The organism is Tsukamurella sp. PLM1, assembly GCF_023168325.1.
Classification (GTDB): Bacteria; Actinomycetota; Actinomycetes; order Mycobacteriales; family Mycobacteriaceae; genus Tsukamurella.
The window spans coordinates 4,211,311-4,229,670 of record NZ_AP025688.1; the positions used below are offsets into that span (position 1 = coordinate 4,211,311).

An 18,360-nucleotide genomic window follows, 5' to 3' on the forward strand; every position below is an offset into this window, starting at 1 on the left:
CGGTATCCTGGCCTGCGATGTCCGAGACAACTCTTCCCTATCTGCCCATCTCCACGCGCAAGCTGGTGGGCTGGTCGCGCACCACGCCGATCCAGGGCCACGTGCTCTCCACGCCCGACGTGGAACAGATCGCCCGCGCGGTCGGCGTCGTGGCCGACGCCGAGGCCGACAAGCCCGCCTACCTGCGCCGCGGCGTCATCGCGCGCGGGCTGGGCCGCTCGTACAACGAGTCGGCACAGAACACCGGCGGCCTGACCATCGACATGACGCCGCTGAACGCGATCCACGCGATCGACGCCGAGACGGCGATCGTGGACGTGGACGCCGGCGTCGACCTCGACACGCTGATGCAGGCGGCGCTGCCCTACGGCCTGTGGGTCCCGGTGCTGCCGGGTACGCGCCAGGTGACGATCGGCGGCGCCATTGCGCACGACATCCACGGCAAGAACCACCACAGCCAGGGCTCGTTCGGCAACCACGTGCTCGAGATGACGCTGCTCACGGCCGACGGGAAGGTGCTCACGCTCACGCCGAAGGGCTCGTCCGACGATCCCGACGGTGAGCTGTTCTGGGCCACGGTGGCCGGCGTCGGCATGACCGGCATCATCCTGCGCGCGAAGATCCAGATGAAGCGCACCGAGAGCGCCTACTTCATCGCGGACACCGAGCGCACCGGCTCGCTCCAGGAGACGATCGACCTGCACCTGCAGGACGGCTTCGAGGACGGCTACGAGTACGCCTCGGGCTGGTTCGACGCGATCAGCGCGCCGCCGAAGTTGGGTCGCGGCACCTTCTCCCGCGGAAACCTCGCCACGCTCGACGAGCTGCCCGAGAAGTACCGCAAGAACCCGCTGAGCTTCAACAACAAGCCGCTGCTGAGCTTCCCCGACGTCTTCCCGAACGGGCTGGCGAACAAGTTCGACTTCTCGCTGGTCGGCGAGGCGTACTACCGTGCCGGGCCGCCCAGCCGGGGCAAGGTGAAGAACCTCGCCGGCTTCTACCACATGCTGGACGCGTTCGGCGGCTGGAACAACGCGTACGGGCGCACCGGCGGCTTCTGCCAGTACCAGTTCATCGTGCCCACCGGCAACGAGCCCGAGTTCATCAAGCTCATCGAGGACATCCAGGCATCCGGTCACGTCAGCTTCCTCAACGTGATCAAGCTGTTCGGCGACGGCAACCAGGCGCCACTGAGCTTCCCGTTCAAGGGCTGGAACGTGTGCCTCGACTTCCCCGTCAAGCGGGGCCTCGCCGAGTTCCTCAACGAGCTCGACAAGCGCATCATGGCGATGGGCGGCCGCCTGTACACGGCGAAGGACTCGCGCACCACCGCGGAACGCTTCCACGCCATGTACCCGCGGATCGACGAGTGGATCGCCACCCGCCGCCGCATCGACCCGACCGGGGTCTTCATCTCCGATCTCGGCCGCCGCCTCGAACTCGCCTGAGCCTCCCGACTGCAAGGAACACATCACATGAAGAACGCCGTGGGCGTCCCCCAGTCCATCCTGCTGCTCGGCGGCACCTCCGAGATCGGCCTCGCCATCGTCGAGGAGTACCTCGCCAAGGGCACCACCCGCATCGTGCTCGCCGCGCTCCCGAACGACCCGCTGCGCGAGCAGGCCGTCGCCCAGGTGAAGGCGGCCGGCGCCACGTCGGTCGAGGTCGTCGATTTCGACGCGACCGACTTCGAGGGCCACCAGAAGACCATCGACGCCGCGTTCGCCGGCGGCGACATCGACGTCGCGATCGTGGCCTTCGCCCTCGACTTCGACGCCGAGGAGCTGTGGCAGAACCAGCGCAAGGCCGTGCTGCTCGCGCAGGTCAACTACACCGGCGCCGTCTCCGTCGGCGTGCTGCTGGGCGAGAAGATCAAGGAGCAGGGCCACGGCCAGATCATCGCGATGAGCTCGGTGGCCGGCCTGCGCCCGCGTCGCAGCAACTTCGTCTACGGCTCGTCCAAGGCCGGGTTCGACGGCTTCTACCTCAACCTGGGTCAGGCACTGGAGCCGTTCGGCGGCTCCGTGCTGGTGGTCCGCCCCGGCATGGTGCGCACCAAGTTCTCGGCGCACGTCAAGGAGGCACCGCTCACGATCGACAAGGACGTCATCGGCACGCTCGCCGTCGACGCCGCGATCAAGGGCAAGTCGCTGGTGTACGCACCCGCACCGTGGGGATTCGTGAGCTTCGGCCTGAAGAACATCCCCCAGCCGATTTTCCGCAAGCTGCCGATCTAGCACCGATGTGGCTGTCCTCGAACCATTCGATCTAGTCTGGCCCGCGTGACCGAACCGCGCACCGTCGACGCCCTGAACGCCCCGAGCGCGCGCCGACTGGCCGTCGACCTCGCCGCCGCCGCGATCATCGCGGCGGCGGTCGGCGTCATCGGCTGGTTCGCCGTCCAGTCGGTCGAGTGGCCGGCCTACAGCAGTTCGAACGTCACGCGGGCCCTGGCCACCGTCGGGCAGGTGGGCGCGATCGCGGTGCTCGCGGCGTGCGCCCTCGTCCTGACCCATGCCCGACGGTCCGCCGCCCGCGCGGCCCGGCTCGTCTCGTTCGCGACAGTGGCGGGGTTCGTCACCGTCACCCTGGCGCTGCCGCTGGGCGGCACCAAGCTGTACCTGGGCGGCATCTCCGTCGACCAGCAGTTCCGCACGGAGTACCTCACCCGCCTGACCAGCTCGCCGCGGCTCGCGGACATGACGTACGTGGACCTGCCGCCGTTCTACTCCCCCGGCTGGTTCTGGCTGGGCGGCCGGTTCGCGAAGGTCTTCGGCCTCGAGGGCTGGGCCGCGTTCCAGCCGTGGTCCATCATCTCGCTGGCGGTCGCCGCGAGCGTCGCGCTGGCGCTGTGGCTCACGGTCTGGTCGCCCGCCCGCGCGGTGGCCGCCACCCTGGCCACGACCGTCGCGATGCTGCTCTACGGCTCCGCCGAGCCGTACGGCGCGGCCGTCGCGATCCTGATGCCGCCCGTGCTGATCATCGCCTGGTACGCGATCCTGCGGGGGCACCGCGGGGCGCTGGTCCTGGTGGGCCTCTACCTGGGATTCGCGGTGTGGTTCTACACCCTGTACCTGGGCGTCGCGGCGTTCACCGTGGTGCTGATGGGGGTCGTCGCGCTGATCGCGGCCTGGATCCGCGAGCGCCGCGTGGAATGGCGCTACCCCGTGCGGGTGGCGGTGATCGGCGTGATCGCTTTTCTGATCGGGCTGCCCGCCTACGGGCCGTTCCTGCTGCGCGCCGCGCGCGACGGGACCGACGCCGAGGGCTCGGCGATGCACTACCTGCCGGAGCAGGGCTCCGTCCTGCCGCTGCCGATGCTGCACTTCTCGCTGCTCGGGGCTCTGGCGCTGATCGGCACCGTCTGGATCCTGGTCCGGCTGCGCAGCTGCCTGCACGCGCAGGCGCTGGGGTTGGCGATCGCCGGCGTGTACCTGTGGGCGCTGCTGTCGATGACACTGACGCCGATCGGCACCACGCTGCTGGGCTTCCGCACCGAGCCGGTCCTGCACATCCTGCTCGCCGCCGCCGGCGCGCTCGGCGCGGTGTCGCTCGTCGGCGCGCTCGGCGACGGCTACCCGCGGTACCGGCAGGCCGGGATCGTGCTCGGCGCGATCGCGGCCGTCGGGGTGTCGCAGACCATCCCCGCGCAGCTGGCCGGGGAGATCGCCGTCGCGTACTCGGACACCGACGGTGCCGGCGACCGCGGCGACCGCCGGCCGGCGGGGGCGGAATCGTCGTACCGCGACGTGGACGCCGCGATCCTGGCCGCCACCGGGCGGCCGCGCACCGACACCGTCGTGCTGACCGCCGACTACGGCTTCCTCGCGATCTACCCGTACTGGGGCTTCCAGAACCTCACCTCGAACTACGCCAACCCACTCGCCAAGTTCAGCGAGCGTTCCGCGGCGATCGAGGCCTGGGCGAAGCTGGAGTCGACCGACGAGCTGGTACAGGCCCTCGACGCCGCTCCGTGGCGCGCCCCGGACGCGTTCGTGTTCCGACGGTCCGCCGACGGGCTCGCGCTGCGCCTCGCCGAGGACGTGTACCCCAACGACCCGAACGTGCGCCGGTACACGGTGACATTCCCGGAGAAGCTGTTCGAGGACCCGCGGTTCGTGGTGACCGAGACCGGTCCGTTCGTCGTCGTCGTGAGGAAATGAGCATGTCGCTGTCCCGCACCGTCCAGGAACTGCTGCAGCGCCGGAGCCTGCTGCCGGCCCCGCTCGACGCCGCGCTCTCCGGACCGGGCCGCACGCTGCGCGGCCTGCGGATCGTGGTGACCGGGGCATCGTCGGGCATCGGACGCGAGGCGGCGGTACAGCTGGCGGCGCGCGGCGCCCACGTGATCGCGGTCGCGCGGCGCGAGTCCGAGCTCGAGGAACTCTGTGCGATCACCGGCGGCGAGTACCGGGTGTGCGACCTGACCGACACTTCGTCGATCGACGGGCTGCTGAGCGGGCTCGGCGAAGTGGACGTGCTGATCAACAACGCGGGGCATTCGATCCGGCGGACGATCGTGGATTCCACCGACCGCCTGCACGACTACCAGCGCACGATGAACCTGAACTACTTCGCCGCGGTCCAGCTGTCGCTGGGCGTGCTTCCGGGGATGATCGAGCGCGGGCGCGGGCAGATCGTGAACGTGTGCACGTGGGGCCTGCTGGCCAACACCTTCCCCAAGTTCTCCGCGTACGCGGCGTCGAAGAACGCGCTGGCGATCTTCGGGCGCAGCCTGAACGCCGAGAAGCCGCACCCCGGCGTCCACGCGACCAACGTGCACTTCCCGCTGGTGCGGACCGAGATGATCACGCCCACAGCCGAATACGATGCCGTCGGTGCGCTCGAACCGGACGAGGCCGGCCGCTGGATCGTGCGCGCGGTGACGCACCAGCCCGTCGAGGTGTCCCCCGCGGCGCTGCGCGCCCTGCTCCCCGTGGTCGATCTGCTCTCGCCGACGGCGTCCGATCGCGCGATCTCATCGCTTACCTGACCTAAGTGTGGTTCGCCTCACCTAAGTTCTGGCGTACGCTACGGCGCGTGATGAAACGATCCCTCGTCCGCCGGCTCGCGCCCGCGGTCGTCCTGCTGGCGGCCACCGTCGGCGCCGTGTCCTGCTCGTCCACGACCGACTCGAAGGGCTCCGGCAACGCCGAGGTCGCCACTGGCGGCGAGCGGTTCGGCACCGCGGACACCGAGACCGCGAAGCTCGGCTCCGACGCCGCGCCGGGCGTGTTCCCGCGCACCGTCACCCACGCCTCCGGCGTGACGGAGATCCCGAAGAAGCCGGAGCGCATCATCGTGCTCGACACCGGCGAGCTGGACGCCGTGCTCAGCCTGGGACTCAAGCCGGTCGGGATGGTCGAGACCGAGGGCAGCAGCCCCGTCCCGACGTACCTCGCCGACAAGACCGAGGGCATCGAGCGGGTCGGCAAGATCCAGAGCGTCAACGTCGAGGCCATCGCCAAGCTCAAGCCCGACCTGATCCTGGGCAGCAAGCTGCGCGTGGACAAGCTGTACCAGCAGCTCTCGCAGATCGCCCCCACCGTGTTCTCGATCCGCCCGGGCTTCCCGTGGAAGGAGAACTTCCGCCTCGTCGGCGATGCCGTGGGCGAGGAGAACAAGGTCGTCGAGCAGCTGAACCAGTACGCCGACAACGCGAAGGCGCTCAGCGCGAAGTTCACCGGCGCCAAGCCCACCATCTCGCTCGTGCGCTTCATGCCCGGAAAGATCCGGCTGTACGCGAACAAGTCGCTGATCGGCGTCATCCTCAAGGACGCCGGGCTGCCGCGGCCCAAGGACCAGGACGTGGACGAACTGGCCGTCGAGATCTCCCTGGAGAACCTGCCCAAGGCCGAGGGCGATTACCTGTTCTACTCCAGCTACGGCAAGCCCGACGTCACGGGTGAGACCGCGGCGCTCGCCAACCCCGCGTGGGGGCAGCTGGGAGCCGTCCAGCGCGGCAAGGCGTTCCGCGTGGACGACGACGTGTGGTACCTCGGGCTGGGTCCGATCGGCGCGAATCTCATCGTGCAGCAGCTGGGCGAGTTCCTCGCGAAGTGACCTCCCGCACCGCCTGTTAACGGTGAGGCACTTGTTGTTCATGTGTCGCTAGGGGCAAATGGGACACCCGGGTTCTATGGTGTCCTTCGTGACCACACGTCGAGCGTTCCTCCGCGCCGGCGCGGCCGCCCTCACGGCGGCCGCGGCCGGTGCCGCGACCACCCGCGCGGCCCACGCCCTCCCCGGGGCCGCGGCCGCCGCGAACATCACGGGCACCACCCTCGAGCGGGTGAGCGTGCCCGGGGCGGCCCGGGCGGGCGGGTACCGTCCGCTGGTCGACGGTGCCCCCTGGCCGCTGTACGTGCGCCGAGCTCGCGGCCGGCGCGGGTGGGCGGGAGTCGACCCGGCAGGCGCTCGCGTCGTTCGTGCAGCTGACCGACATGCACATCGTGGACGCGCAGAGTCCGGCGCGATTCGAGTTCGTGCACCCGTTCCAGGCGCCGGCCTTCCGGCCGCAGGAGACGCTCACGACGCAGGGCGCGGTCTCGCTGGTGGAGCGCATCAACGCGCTCCCCGGCGGCCCCATCACCGGCCGCGCCTTCGACTGCGTGATCACCACCGGCGACAACACCGACAACCGGGAGCTGGCCGAGCTCAACTGGTTCCAGACGGTGCTCTCCGGCGGCACCATCGTGCCCAACACGGGCGCGCCGGACCGGTTCGAGGGCCTGCAGGCGCACGGCGCGGCGCTGTACTGGCAGCCCGAATCCCCGTACTGGGACATGTACAAGGACAAGGGGTTCCAGCAGATCCCCGGATTCCTCCGCGCGGCGATCGGCGCGCACACCAGCCCCGGCCTGCGGACGCCCTGGTACGCCGTGGTCGGCAATCACGACGACAGTCTGCTGGGCACGCTGCCCAACGGCATCGCCGACTGGCTGTACCTCTCGCCCGTGAAGCTGGACATCCCGCACACCGATCCCGCGGCGCTCGCCATCGCCCGCGCGCTGACCACGGACCCGTCGCAGCTCGGCCCCATGCTGACGCAGCTCAAGCTGTCGGGCCCCGTCATCCCCGCGACCGTGGACGCGAAGCGGACTCCGTTCAGCCCACGGGAGTTCGTGCGCCGGCACTTCGATCCCGCGATCACCGGGCCCGGGCCGGAGGGCCACGGCTTCTCCAGTCCCGACGGTCCGACCTGGTACACCTTCCAGCTCGCGCCCGGGGTGCTCGGGATCGGCCTGGACACCACGAACAACCTCGGCATCGCCGAGGGGTCGATCGGGGAGAAGCAGCTGGCGTGGCTGGTGGCGCAGCTCAAGGCGCATCCGGACCAGCTGACGATCGTGTTCAGCCACCACACGTCCAGGAGCATGACCGCCAAGCTGCCCGACCCGGAGGAGCCCGGCGAGAAGCAGTACGACGGGGGAACGCTGGTCGCGACTCTGGCGCAGTATCCGCAGGTGATCGCGTGGGTGAACGGGCACACCCACAAGAACGAGATGATCGCGCACGCTGGGCCGACGCCGAAGCAGAGCTTCTGGGAGATCAACACCGCCAGCCACGTCGACTTCCCGCAGCTGGCGAGGATCATCGAGGTGGCCGACAACCGCGACGGCACGCTGAGCCTGTTCACCCCGCTGATCGAGGCCGCGAGCCCGGCCACCGCGAACGCGTCCGACCTCAGCTCGCGCGGCCTGGCCAGCCTCTATCGCGAGCTGGCCTACAACGACATCCACCGCGACGACACCCTGCTCGGCGCCGAAGCGGACCGGAACTGCGAGCTGCTCCTCACCCATCCCCTGCGCTGAGGAGCTAGCCGCAGCCGCTCCAGACCGGGACCTACAGGCCGCGGGCGACCAGGGCCTCGCCCAGCAGGTCGGCGTCGCGGATGAGCCGGACCAGCACCGTCGGGAGAACCCGGACGAGGGAGGCTCGCTGCCCGCGCGCCCAGGCGGCCTCGCGGGTCTGCCGGACCACCGCGATCACCGCCGGGATGGAGCGGATCGTGAGCGCCACGAGCAGCTCGACGCGCCGGCCGAACACGCGCCCCGCCAGCGCCGCCAGATCGCTCACCCGCGTGGTGAACACCAGCAGGTTGCCAGCGAGCACGCCCACCACGAGCTGGCCCACCGGCCCGACGGCGGCGCGGGCACCGTCGGACATCCCCTGGCTGAGCAGGTAGAACGCGGTGAGCACCACCGCGAACAGCAGGGCGGGGCGCAGCGCGCGCCACAGGTGCACCGGGCGCAGCCGCGCCACCGGGAACAGAAGGGCCACGCCCACCGCGGACACCGCCAGCGGGATCGGCCGCGGGAACACGGCCAGGAACGTCACGAGCGCCAGCATCGCCACCAGCTTCGCCGCCGCCGGCACCCGGTGCAGCGGCGACGCGCGCGGTACGTACTGGCCCAGCATCAGCGCGCCGCCAGCTCCCGGTAGAAGCCGATCGCGTCGGCGGGCGCACCGTCGAACACGATCGCGCCGTCGTCCATCACCAGCACCCGGTCGAAATCGTCGAGCATCTCCAGGTGATGGGTCAGCAGGATCACCTGCTGCTCCAGCGCGGCGAGCCGGCGCCTCACGAGCAGCACGTTACGCAGGTCCAGCAGGGTGGTCGGCTCGTCGCACACCAGGATCTCCGGATCGGTCACCAGCACCGACGCGAACGCCAACATCTGCTTCTGCCCGGAACTCAGCAGCTGCGCCGGCGCATCCAGGTGATCGCCCAGGCCGAACTCGCCGAGGATCTCGGCCGCCCGACGGGTGATGTCGGCATCGTCGGGCCCGCCCCGCCTGCGGCGGCCCTGCGGGCGCAACGACAGCGCCACGTCCTCGGCGGGCGTGGGCATCACGATCTGCGCGGACGCGTCGGCGAACATGAACCCGACCCGCCGGCGCACCTCCGAACGTTTGCGCCGCACGTCCAGGCCCAGGGTTTCGACGGTGCCGTGCTCCGGCACGACGAGGCCGTTGAACGTGCGCGCGAGCGTCGACTTCCCCGAGCCGTTGGCGCCGATGATGCCGATGCGCCGCTCGGACAGCTCGGCCGAGATCCCGCGCAGCACGGGCCGGTCGTCGAACGAGTGGCTGACGCCGTCGAGGACGATCATCTCTTGGTGATCGCCGGGTACGCCCGCGCCACCGTGACCACGACGAGCGAGGTGATGACGACCTTGATCAGGTCGCCGGGGACGAACTGGAACCCCAGCGTGAGCTTGGCGAACAGGCCCGAGCCCGTGCGCCAGCCGAGCCACGGCAGGCCCACCGCGTAGACGACCACCATCAGCCCGAGCACGTTCGCCAGGCCGATCTTCAGCGGGTTGGTGCGGCCCCACCTGTCCACGAGCCAGCCCGTCACCAGGGCGCCGAGGATGCCGCCGATGAGGAACCCTCCCGTGGGACCGGTGAGTACGGCGAGGCCGCCGCGCCCGCCGGCGCCGATCGGCAGGCCCACCACGATGAGCAGCACGTACAGCGCCACCGACGCCCCGCCCCACGGGAAGCCGAGCAGCGACGCGGCCAGCATGAACCCCAGGGTCTGCAGGGTGATCGGCGCGATGCCGCTGATCGTGATCGTGGGCATCGCGAGCACGGCGGTGAGGGCGGTGAACACCGCGATCAGCGCGAGGTCACGAGGGTCGCGCGATAGGTGGAGGCCTTGAACACGGTTCAAGCCTGGTATCGGGGCTGGGCTAGAGTCAAATCCGTGGCCATCAACCGTTCGGACGTGCTGACCTCCGCGATCGCCGTCCTCGACGAGGCGGGCCTCCCGGACCTGACGATGCGCCGCGTGGCCGCGGACCTCGGGGTCGCGCCCGGCGCTCTGTACTGGCACGTCCCGAACAAGCAGTCGCTGCTCGCCGGCATCGCCGACACGATCCTCGCGGACCCGTCCCTCGCGGCGGCGGCGTCGAAGTCGCGGATGCGGTGGGACCGGCAGCTCACCGGGTACGCGCACGCCCTGCGGAAGGTGCTGCGCCGGCACCGGGACGGCGCCGAGGTGGTGTCCGCGTCGCTGGCCTCGCAGCTGGGCACGAGCAACCTGCAGGCACAGATCGCCGACATCGCCGCGTCCGCGGGCGTGGCGGCGGCGGACGCGAACGCCGCGGCGCTCACGCTCACACACTTCGTCGTGGGGTTCACGTTCGAGGAGCAGACCCGCGAGGCGATGGCGCGCGCCGGCGCCGCGGCCGGCGAGCTCGACCGCATCGCCACCGACCGCGCCTTCGCGGGCGGGGTCGACCTCGTCGTCGATGGTCTGCGGACCCGCCTACCGGCGTAGAGGTACAGCACCGTCCCGCTGGACGGCACCGTCGGACGAACCGAGCCGCGGCTACGCGCCGGACAGATCCACCGCCCGATCGACGCCGTAGCGGTACCCGGCGAGTCCGCAGCCCGCGATCACGGCCGCGGCGATGGGGGAGACGTAGGAGTGATGCCGGAACGACTCCCGCGCGTGAACATTCGATATGTGAACTTCGATGATGGGAATTTCAGGGATCACCAAAGCGTCTGCGATCGCAACCGAGGTGTGGGTCCACGCGGCCGGGTTGATCACGATCGCGGAGAAGTTCCTGGTCCGCGCGACGTCGTGGATCCACCCCAGGAGCTCGGCCTCGTCGTTGGTCTGACGGACCTCCACGGAGGCTCCGCGCGCGGCGGCGGCCGCGGCGCAGACATCGACGACATCGGCGTACGAATTGTCGCCGTAGACCTCCGGCTGGCGGACTCCCAGCATGTTCAGGTTCGGGCCGTTGAGTACCAGAATGCGGGGTCCCATGGTGCACCAGCGTAGTCCGAACCGGTGCGCACGGTATGGGATGGATGTCTCACGGCGTGCGCGAATGTCGCGCAGATCATGTAACCTGCGGTGTATTCGCAATCCGGAAGGGAGGCATGATGACTACGTTCGCGGCCAAGTTGAACCGACTTTTCGAGGTCGTGCATCCAGCGGACCGGGGCCCCTACACCTCGTCCGAGTTCTGCCGGATGGTCGAGGAGGGCGGCGGCAAGCTGTCCGTCCCCTATCTGTCGCAGCTCCGTTCCGGCCGCAGCTCGCGCCCGGCGTACGACATGGTGGCCTCCATCGCGCAGACCTTCGGAGTGCGTGCGGAGTACTTCTCAGACCCGCTGTACGAGCGTGAGGTCCTCAGCGATCTCGAGCTCACCCGCGAGCTCCGCGAGTCCGGCATGCTCGACATGGCGCGCCGCTCCACCAAGCTGTCCGCCGACCGTCGCGCCGCTCTGGCCGGGCTCCTCGCGGAGCTCGAGGCGGCGGACGATCAGGAGGGCGCGGTCAAGTAGCCCGCACGGCACCGCACGGGCTCAGCGCACACGCTCCAGCAAAGGGGACGGGGTGTGCTGGGCCCTTTGGTCACCGCGGCCGTCCCCGGGTCCGCTGGGACACCCGCCACGCGGAGCTCGCCGCGATCAGCGCCGTGACCCCGAGACAGCTGTAGACCAGTGCCCACTTCCAGCTCGCGCACGCCCCGGCCCACGAGCCACTGCGTGACCATCACCGCCGGCGCGATCGCAGTGCTCGGCTCGTGACCGAGCGCCAGGTGACCGAGTTCGTGGGCCAGGGTCTGCTCGAACGTGGCGGCACCGGTGCCGCTTCGTAGTACATCGAGCTGTCGTTAGGGGTGGTTCTCACACGTCCGCCGAACGACCGGCGTCTAGACTCGCGGGGTGCCCGAACCGTCCGCTGCGGCCCGCGCCGCTCGCACCACCGCCCGGACCGCTGCGGTCACCGGCGTCCTGGGCGTGCTGTTCGCGCTGCTCACACCGTTCCTTCCGGTCACGCAGACGACCGCGGCGCTCGACTGGCCGCAGCGCGGATCGCTCGAGGCGGTGGCCGCCCCGCTCGTGTCGTACGTGCCGGACCGGATCGACGTGACGATCCTTGCTCCGCCGCTGCGGAGTTGCCCGGCGGTACCGGCACCCTGGTCGCGACGGGCCCGAAGGGCTCGGCCGATACGCTCCGACGCGGCCTGTCGGTCGCCGTGAACCCCGCCACCGATCAGCGGCGGAACCTCGAGGTGATCGTCCGCAACACCCCGCTGCTCGTGGTCGACGCCGCCGCGCTCGCGGCCCCCGAATGCCAGTCGATCGTCGTCACGGGCGACGCGAAGGCGGTGCGCGCGCAGATCACCGGGGTCACGACGTCCGACGGCAGTGGCCTCGAGGGCGGCAAGGACAACGGCTTCGACTACCGCCCGCAGGTCGTCGGCGTATTTACCGATTTGCATGGGTCGGTTACGGACCGCACGAGAATTCAGTTCCATGCGGCCATCGACACCCGATACTCGACCGTTCCGTCGCCCGCGCGGTGGGCGGCGATCGTGGTCGCCGTCGTGCTGATCGTGATGAGCCTGATCACGCTGCACCGCCTCGACGCCGCGGCCGACGGGCGGCGGCACCGTCGGATCCTGCCGGACGGGTGGTGGCGACCGACGAAGGTCGACAGCACCGTCATCGCCCTGCTGGTGACGTGGCACCTGATCGGCGCGAACACCTCCGACGACGGTTATATCCTCACCATGGCCAGAACGGCCTCCGAGGCGGGCTACACGGCCAACTACTACCGCTGGTACGGCGCCCCCGAGACCCCCTTCGGCTGGTACTACCAGGCGTTCGCGTGGCTCGCGCACGTCTCCACGGCCAGCCCGTGGGTCCGGCTGCCCGCCCTGATCTGCGGCATCGCGACCTGGCTCATCATCAGCCGCGAGGTGGTGCCCCGGCTGGGCCGCGCCGCGCACTCACGGTTCGCTCTCTGGGCGGCCGGCGGCGTCTTCCTGGTCTACTGGTTCGCCTTCAACAACGGCCTGCGCCCCGAGCCCGTGATCGCGCTGGGCGCACTGCTCACCTGGTGCTCCGTGGAGCGCGCGATCGCGACGGGGCGGGTGCTCCCGTTCGCGGCCGCCGCGATCGCCGCGGGCTGGACGGTGGCAGCGGGCCCGACGGGCATCATGACGGTCGCGGCACTGCTCGCGGGCGTGCGCCCCGTGGGCCGACGGATCCTGGCCCGAGCGCGCGCGAGCGCCACCCGCGGCTGACCGCGACCGCGTACATCGCCCCCGTCGTGGCCGGCGGGGTGCTGCTGGTGCCGATCATCTTCTCGAAGCTCACCGCGTCGGCGTTCGTGGCGAAGACCCTGATGCAGTCCGACGTGGGCACCGTGGTCGACACCAAGAAGTGGTACAACGAGATCGACCGGTACTCGGCCCTGTTCACGTTCACGGCCGACGGCGGAGTGGCCCGGCGATTCGCTGTGCTCGTCACGATCCTGTGCCTGTTGCTCGCCGGCGCGATGCTGCTGCGCAAGGGCCGCGTCCCCGGCACATCGATGGGCCCGAGCCGTCGGCTCGTGGTCGTCACCCTGGGCGGCCTGCTGCTGCTGATGTTCACGCCCACCAAGTGGACGCACCAATTCGGAGCGTTCGCCGGCCTCGCGGGCGCGCTCGCCGCGCTCACGGCAGTCGCGATCGCCCCAGTCGCGCTGCGCGGCGCCCGCAACCGGGCGCTCTCCGCGGCGGTGATCCTGCTGGTGCTCGGGCTCTCGTTCAGCGGCCCCAACGGCTGGTGGTACGCCGGCAACTACGGCGTCCCGTGGGGCGAGTCGACGGTGCTCGCACTCGGCACGGTCTTCTTCGTGGCCGCGGGCGTCGCGGTCCTCGTGTCGGGGTGGCTGCACTTCTACGAACCGGATGCGGCGCCCGTGCCCGCCGTCGCCCGGCGGACCGTCGGGCTGTTCGGCCGGCAGTCTCCGCTGACCTGGGCCTCCGGCCTCGTCGTGCTGTTGTGCATCGGTTCCATGACGGCGACGGTGAGCCTCACCCAGTTCTCGTCGTACTCCATCGGCAAGGGCAACCTCCGGGCGTTCGCCGGCCAGGAGTGCAACCTCGCCGACTTCGTGCTCACCGAGCCGGACCCCACGTCCGGGTTGCTGCTGCCCATCGGCGGGAACACGCGCGACGGGCTCGCGGGGCCCGGCACCGTCGGGGTCTCGCCCGACGGCGTGCCGACGATCATCAACGCGACCACCAGCTCCGCCACGGACGACTCCAGTACCTCGCTCGACGCGATGGCGCGGCTGCCGCAGGACACCACCTCGGGGCGCACGGAGACCGCCGGCATCAACGGCTCCCACATGCGGCTGCCCTATGGGCTGGACCCGGCCCGCACCCCCGTCCTGGGCTCGTACTCGCAAGACTCGCAGACGCCCGCCAAGGTCGTCTCGCAGTGGTACCCCTACCGACGGCGTCCGACGACCTGCCGCTGATCACCCTGTCGGCGGCCGGCCGGTTCACCGACGACGAGCTGTACCTGGAGTACTCGACGGACACGATCACGCCCGGCGCCGCACCGAAGACGGCCGGGGAGAAGGCGTTCATCGACATCGGCCCGAAGCCCGCGTGGCGGAACCTGCGGCTGCCCCGCACCGACCTGCCCGCCGACGCGACCGCGATCCGGCTCGTCGCCGTCGACGACGACCTGGCGATCGACCACTGGCTCGCGGTGACCCCGCCGCGCATGTCGAAGACCGTCACTGTGCAGGAACTGATCGGATCGACCGAGCCCGTGCTGCTCGACTGGACCTCCGGCCTGGCGTTCCCCTGCCAGCGGCCGTTCACCCACCGCGACGGAGTCGCGGAGGTGCCGCAGTGGCGGATCACCCCCGACCAGAACCTGTCCCCGGTCACCACGGAGTGGAGGGCACCCTGGGCGGAGGACCGCTCGGCTGGACGCAGATGCTGTTGCAGCAGGAGAAGATCCCCGCCTATCTCAAGGGAGATCTGGGCCAGGACTTCGGCGACGTGATGCGTCTCGTGCCCTACGTCGAGGCACGTGCGGCGGACCTCACACTGGGGACCCGCACCGTCTGGGGAACGCACGTCGAGGCCCCGATCCGCAAGGACCGGACTGACTCCTGACTGAGAATCCGCTGAACGATTCCGCAGGTGAGGGGGTCGCACCTCAGCCCGCACGGGTCTCTCGAATACCATGAGCACCCGTGTCCGTGCCTGAATCGAATCGCCGTGCTGCGGGATTGCGCATCGCCGCGATCGTGACCGGCGCCGTCGGCCTCCTGCTGTGCCTGCTGACCCCGCTGCTGCCGGTGCAGCAGGCGACCGCCGCCGTCGACTGGCCGCAGCTGCGGCCGGCCGCCGAGAGCGCCGACGTGACCGCCTCCCTCGTCTCGCAGTCCCCCGCCGACCTCACGGCGACGGTGCCGTGTTCGGCGATCGCGAACCTCGCCACGACGGGCGGGACGGTGCTGTCCACCCTGCCCGGCGGCACGCGCGAGGCCCGCGAGCTCGGGCTGAACGTCACCGTCGGCGCCCCCGGCCCGGGCCAGACGGTGACCGTCTCGTCCCGCAACACCGTGCTCGCCGCGGCGCCGATGGACCGCGTGCGCGCGTGCTCCCAGCTGCGACTGTGGTCGAACGTCGCCGAGGTCGGCGCCCGGTTCGAGGGCATCGACGTCGCGGGCACGACGTCGACCGACAACCGCCCGGTGATGGGTGGCGTGTTCACCTCGCTCACGCCCGCGCAGGTCGCGGCGGCGGGCCCGGGCCTGCGCCTGCACGCCGATGTCGACACCCGCTTCGAGCTGTCCCCCTCCCCGGTCAAGTCCGCCGCGATCGGTGTGGGCCTGCTGTGCGTGCTGGTCTCGCTGATCGCCCTGTGGGCGCTGGACCGCGCGCACGGCTACCACCGGCGGGCACCGCACCGCGGCGCATGGCAGGTATTGCGGCCGCGGCCGGTGGACGTGGCGGTGGTCGGCGGGCTGGTGCTGTGGACCTTCCTCGGCGGCGGCAGCTCCGACGACGGCTACATCCTGTCGATGGGCAAGGTCGCGCCCGAGGCCGGATACACGGCCAACTACTACCGGTTCTTCGGCGCCCCCGAAGCGCCGTTCGACTGGTACTACACGTTCCTCTCGCACTGGGCCGCCGTCACGGCGAACGCGTTGTGGATGCGGATCCCCGCCCTCGCCGCGGGCATCGTCGTGTGGCTGCTACTGAGCCGCGTCCTGCTCCCGCGCTTGGGCCCGGGGATCCGGCGCTACCCGGTGGCCGTCTGGGCCGCCGGCGCGATGCTGCTGGCGTTCTGGTTCCCGATGAACTCGGGCCTGCGCTCAGAGCCGATCATCGTGCTGGGCACCATCGTCACCTGGGCCGCCGTGGAGCGGTCCGTGGCGACGCACCGCGCGCTGCCGGCGGCCGTCGCCGCGATGGCGGCGGGTCTGACGCTCGGCCTCGCCCCGCAGGGCGTCATCGCGGTCGCGCTGCTCCTGGCATCGTCGGCCGCGGTGCTGCGCGTGCTCGTCGCGCGGCGGCGCGAGGCCGGCCTGGCCGCGCTGGTGCTGCCCGTCCTCGCGGCCGCCGCGGTGATCGTCCCCATCGCGTTCCGCGACCAGTCGCTGGCGTCGGTTGCCGAGGCGATCCGGATCCGCCTCGAGGTGGGACCCGCAGCGCCCTGGACGGAGGAGTACCTGCGGTACTTCTTCCTCACCGTCGAGACCACCGACGGCTCGCTGGTGCGCCGCGTGCCGGTGTACCTGTTCATCATGTGCGTGTTCGTGACGCTGTTCGTGATGCTGCGCAGCAAGCGGATCCAGCGGATCGACCCGGGCCCGGTGTGGCGGCTCGTGGGCGCGGTGTTCATCGCCGCGGCCCTGCTGTCGCTCACCCCCACCAAGTGGACCATCCACTTCGGCGTGTACGCCGGGCTCGCGGCCGCGCTCGCGGCGGTGACCACGGTGGCGGTGGTGGAGGCCGCCCGCACCTCGGTCCGCAACTTCACCTTCTTCCTGTGCGGCATGCTGTTCGCCCTGGCCGCGGCGTTCGCGGGGTTCAACCCGTGGCCGTGGCCGTACCTGTGGGGCGTACCGTGGTTCGACCGCCAGCCCGAGTTCGCCGGCCTCACGTTCAGCAAGGTCTTCCTGGTGCTGGCGGGGCTGGCCGGGGCGCTCGCCGCGTGGCAGCACTTCCGCATCGACTTCCGCCGGCGCGGTGAGGGGCCTGGCCGACGACGAGCTCGTCGACGCCGGAGACGCCGAACTCGCCACGCACACAAGGGCGGAACAGGACCAGGCCCGACGGGCCCGTCGCCGCCTCCAGCTCGCCTCGCTCCCGCTCGTGGTGGTGCTCGGCATGCTCGTGCTGGGCGAGGGCGCGATCTTCGCCAAGGCGATGGTCTCCAACCCGGCCACGTTCACCGTCGCCAAGGGCAACGTGAACACCCTGCGCGGCGACGACTGCGGGATGGCCGAGAAGGTGCTGGTGGAGACCGACCCGAGCGCCGACCTGCTCACGTCCGCCGAGGGCCGCCCGGCGGCCCGGGCGCTGACGGGGCCCGGTTCGCGCGGCTTCCTGCCCGACGGGATCCCCGACGAGCTCAAGCCACTGGCGATCAGCTCGGCGCCCGGCCAGATCAACATGGCCTCGCCGATCACCTCGCCGTTCACCTCGACGGCGGCCACGGCCGGGACGGGGGCGGCCCGGGGCCGGAGACGATCAACGGAAGCACCGCCGCGCTGCCCTACGGCCTCGACCCCGCCCGCACCCCGGTGGTCGGCTCGTTCGGCCAGAACACGGTTCCGGCCGAACTGTTCAGTGACTGGTACACCCTGCCGCCGCGCGCCGCGGACCGCCCGCTCGTCGCGTTCTCCGCGGCCGGAGCGATCTCGTCCGTCGGCCCGACCGGCAAGAAGGAGTACGGCCAGCCCGTGACCCTGGAGTGGGCCGAGCGCCGCCCCGACGGGTCGCTGGGCGCCCAGGGCGTGCTGGATCCGATCGATCCCGGGCCCAACAAGCCGTGGCGGAACCTGCGCGTGCCGATGGACGCGATCCCGCCGACCGCGAACGTGGTGCGCATCCACGTGCGCGACCCCAACCTGGGGCCGCAGCAGTGGGTCGCGGTGACGCCGCCGCGGGTACCGCGGCTGCGGACCCTGCAGGACGTGGTGGGCGAGCAGGACCCGGTGCTGCTCGACCTGCTGGTGGGCCAGCAGTTCCCGTGCCAACGTCCGATGGGCATCCACAACGGGACGTACGAGGTGCCGAAGTGGCGGGTGCTGCCCACCCGCAAGGACGCGCTGTCGACGTCGTCGACGTGGCAGGCCCGCGAGGCCGGCGGCCTCCTGACGGTGCCGGACACGCTGCTGCGGACGACGACCCTGCCCACGTACATGACCGGCGATCTCACGCGCGACTGGGGCGACCTGCAGAAGTACACGCCGATCGCCGACGACGCGCCCGAGGCCACCCTGACGGTGGGAACGCAGACACGGTCGGGATGGTGGCGCCGGGCCCGATCCGGGCGCTGACGAACCAGACCGTGAAGAGC

At 70.9% G+C, this 18,360-nt stretch carries 13 protein-coding genes and 4 pseudogenes; 13 read left to right on the forward strand and 4 right to left on the reverse strand.

Annotated features, from left to right (window positions below; translation table 11 throughout):
- Nucleotides 1-17 precede the first annotated feature (17 nt).
- From MTP03_RS21685 to MTP03_RS21710, 6 genes are all read left to right on the forward strand, one after another.
- A complete protein-coding gene (locus MTP03_RS21685) occupies nucleotides 18-1,448 on the forward strand; it encodes an FAD-binding oxidoreductase (RefSeq protein ID WP_248489920.1) in 1,431 nt (476 codons plus the stop codon).
- A 27-nt stretch (nucleotides 1,449-1,475) separates the two neighbouring features.
- On the forward strand, nucleotides 1,476-2,237 hold the full coding sequence (locus tag MTP03_RS21690) for a decaprenylphospho-beta-D-erythro-pentofuranosid-2-ulose 2-reductase (RefSeq protein ID WP_248489921.1): 762 nt from the start codon (nucleotides 1,476-1,478) through the stop codon (nucleotides 2,235-2,237).
- 45 nt (nucleotides 2,238-2,282) lie between these two features.
- Nucleotides 2,283-4,163, forward strand: a complete 1,881-nt coding sequence (locus MTP03_RS21695; RefSeq protein WP_248489922.1) for an arabinofuranosyltransferase — start codon at nucleotides 2,283-2,285, stop codon at nucleotides 4,161-4,163.
- Nucleotides 4,164-4,165: 2 nt separating this feature from the next.
- Nucleotides 4,166-4,993 (forward strand): SDR family NAD(P)-dependent oxidoreductase, encoded by an 828-nt coding sequence (locus MTP03_RS21700; RefSeq protein ID WP_248489923.1) that lies wholly within the window; start codon nucleotides 4,166-4,168, stop codon nucleotides 4,991-4,993.
- 50 nt (nucleotides 4,994-5,043) lie between these two features.
- Nucleotides 5,044-6,063, forward strand: coding sequence for an ABC transporter substrate-binding protein (locus MTP03_RS21705; protein ID WP_248489924.1), 1,020 nt, complete (start codon nucleotides 5,044-5,046; stop codon nucleotides 6,061-6,063).
- Between the two features lie 281 nt (nucleotides 6,064-6,344).
- Nucleotides 6,345-7,814 (forward strand): TIGR03767 family metallophosphoesterase, encoded by a 1,470-nt coding sequence (locus MTP03_RS21710; protein WP_248489925.1) that lies wholly within the window; start codon nucleotides 6,345-6,347, stop codon nucleotides 7,812-7,814.
- 31 nt (nucleotides 7,815-7,845) lie between these two features.
- On the opposite strand, the gene MTP03_RS21715 is transcribed toward MTP03_RS21710, so the two are convergent.
- Genes MTP03_RS21715 through MTP03_RS21725 form a run of 3 tightly spaced genes read right to left on the reverse strand, consistent with a single transcriptional unit; the run spans nucleotide 7,846 to nucleotide 9,619 of the window.
- Nucleotides 7,846-8,421, reverse strand: a complete 576-nt coding sequence (locus MTP03_RS21715) for an energy-coupling factor transporter transmembrane protein EcfT (protein ID WP_248489926.1) — start codon at nucleotides 8,419-8,421, stop codon at nucleotides 7,846-7,848.
- The gene (locus MTP03_RS21720) at nucleotides 8,421-9,116 is read right to left on the reverse strand and encodes an energy-coupling factor ABC transporter ATP-binding protein (protein WP_248489927.1); all 696 of its coding nucleotides are present in this window, start codon (nucleotides 9,114-9,116) and stop codon (nucleotides 8,421-8,423) included. The genes MTP03_RS21715 and MTP03_RS21720 overlap by 1 nt, the downstream gene beginning before the upstream one ends.
- Nucleotides 9,113-9,619, reverse strand: coding sequence for a biotin transporter BioY (locus tag MTP03_RS21725; protein WP_248489928.1), 507 nt, complete (start codon nucleotides 9,617-9,619; stop codon nucleotides 9,113-9,115). The genes MTP03_RS21720 and MTP03_RS21725 overlap by 4 nt, the downstream gene beginning before the upstream one ends.
- 93 nt (nucleotides 9,620-9,712) lie before the next feature.
- Between MTP03_RS21725 and MTP03_RS21730 the strand changes: the two genes are divergently transcribed.
- Nucleotides 9,713-10,288 (forward strand): TetR/AcrR family transcriptional regulator C-terminal domain-containing protein, encoded by a 576-nt coding sequence (locus MTP03_RS21730; RefSeq protein ID WP_248489929.1) that lies wholly within the window; start codon nucleotides 9,713-9,715, stop codon nucleotides 10,286-10,288.
- A gap of 51 nt (nucleotides 10,289-10,339) precedes the next feature.
- Here MTP03_RS21730 and aroQ read toward each other — a convergent pair whose 3' ends face one another.
- Nucleotides 10,340-10,786: a type II 3-dehydroquinate dehydratase gene (gene aroQ, locus MTP03_RS21735; protein WP_248489930.1), complete on the reverse strand. Its 447-nt coding sequence runs from the start codon at nucleotides 10,784-10,786 to the stop codon at nucleotides 10,340-10,342.
- A 119-nt stretch (nucleotides 10,787-10,905) separates the two neighbouring features.
- Here aroQ and MTP03_RS21740 point away from each other — a divergent pair, with 119 nt between their 5' ends.
- The 6 genes and pseudogenes from MTP03_RS21740 (at nucleotide 10,906) to MTP03_RS21760 (ending at nucleotide 18,340) form a co-directional block, all read left to right on the forward strand.
- Nucleotides 10,906-11,310 (forward strand): transcriptional regulator, encoded by a 405-nt coding sequence (locus MTP03_RS21740; protein WP_248489931.1) that lies wholly within the window; start codon nucleotides 10,906-10,908, stop codon nucleotides 11,308-11,310.
- Between the two features lie 546 nt (nucleotides 11,311-11,856).
- Nucleotides 11,857-12,248: pseudogene (locus MTP03_RS23005) on the forward strand (arabinosyltransferase); the annotation flags it as partial.
- 123 nt (nucleotides 12,249-12,371) lie between these two features.
- Nucleotides 12,372-13,061 carry an arabinosyltransferase domain-containing protein gene (locus MTP03_RS23010; protein WP_256465299.1) on the forward strand — a complete coding sequence of 230 codons (690 nt, stop codon included), beginning with the start codon at nucleotides 12,372-12,374 and terminating at the stop codon, nucleotides 13,059-13,061.
- A 38-nt stretch (nucleotides 13,062-13,099) separates the two neighbouring features.
- Nucleotides 13,100-14,939 (forward strand): annotated as a pseudogene (locus tag MTP03_RS24120) (arabinosyltransferase C-terminal domain-containing protein).
- A 248-nt stretch (nucleotides 14,940-15,187) separates the two neighbouring features.
- Nucleotides 15,188-16,945, forward strand: a pseudogene (locus MTP03_RS21755) (arabinosyltransferase domain-containing protein); the annotation flags it as partial.
- A 259-nt stretch (nucleotides 16,946-17,204) separates the two neighbouring features.
- Nucleotides 17,205-18,340 (forward strand): annotated as a pseudogene (locus tag MTP03_RS21760) (arabinosyltransferase C-terminal domain-containing protein).
- Nucleotides 18,341-18,360 lie beyond the last annotated feature (20 nt).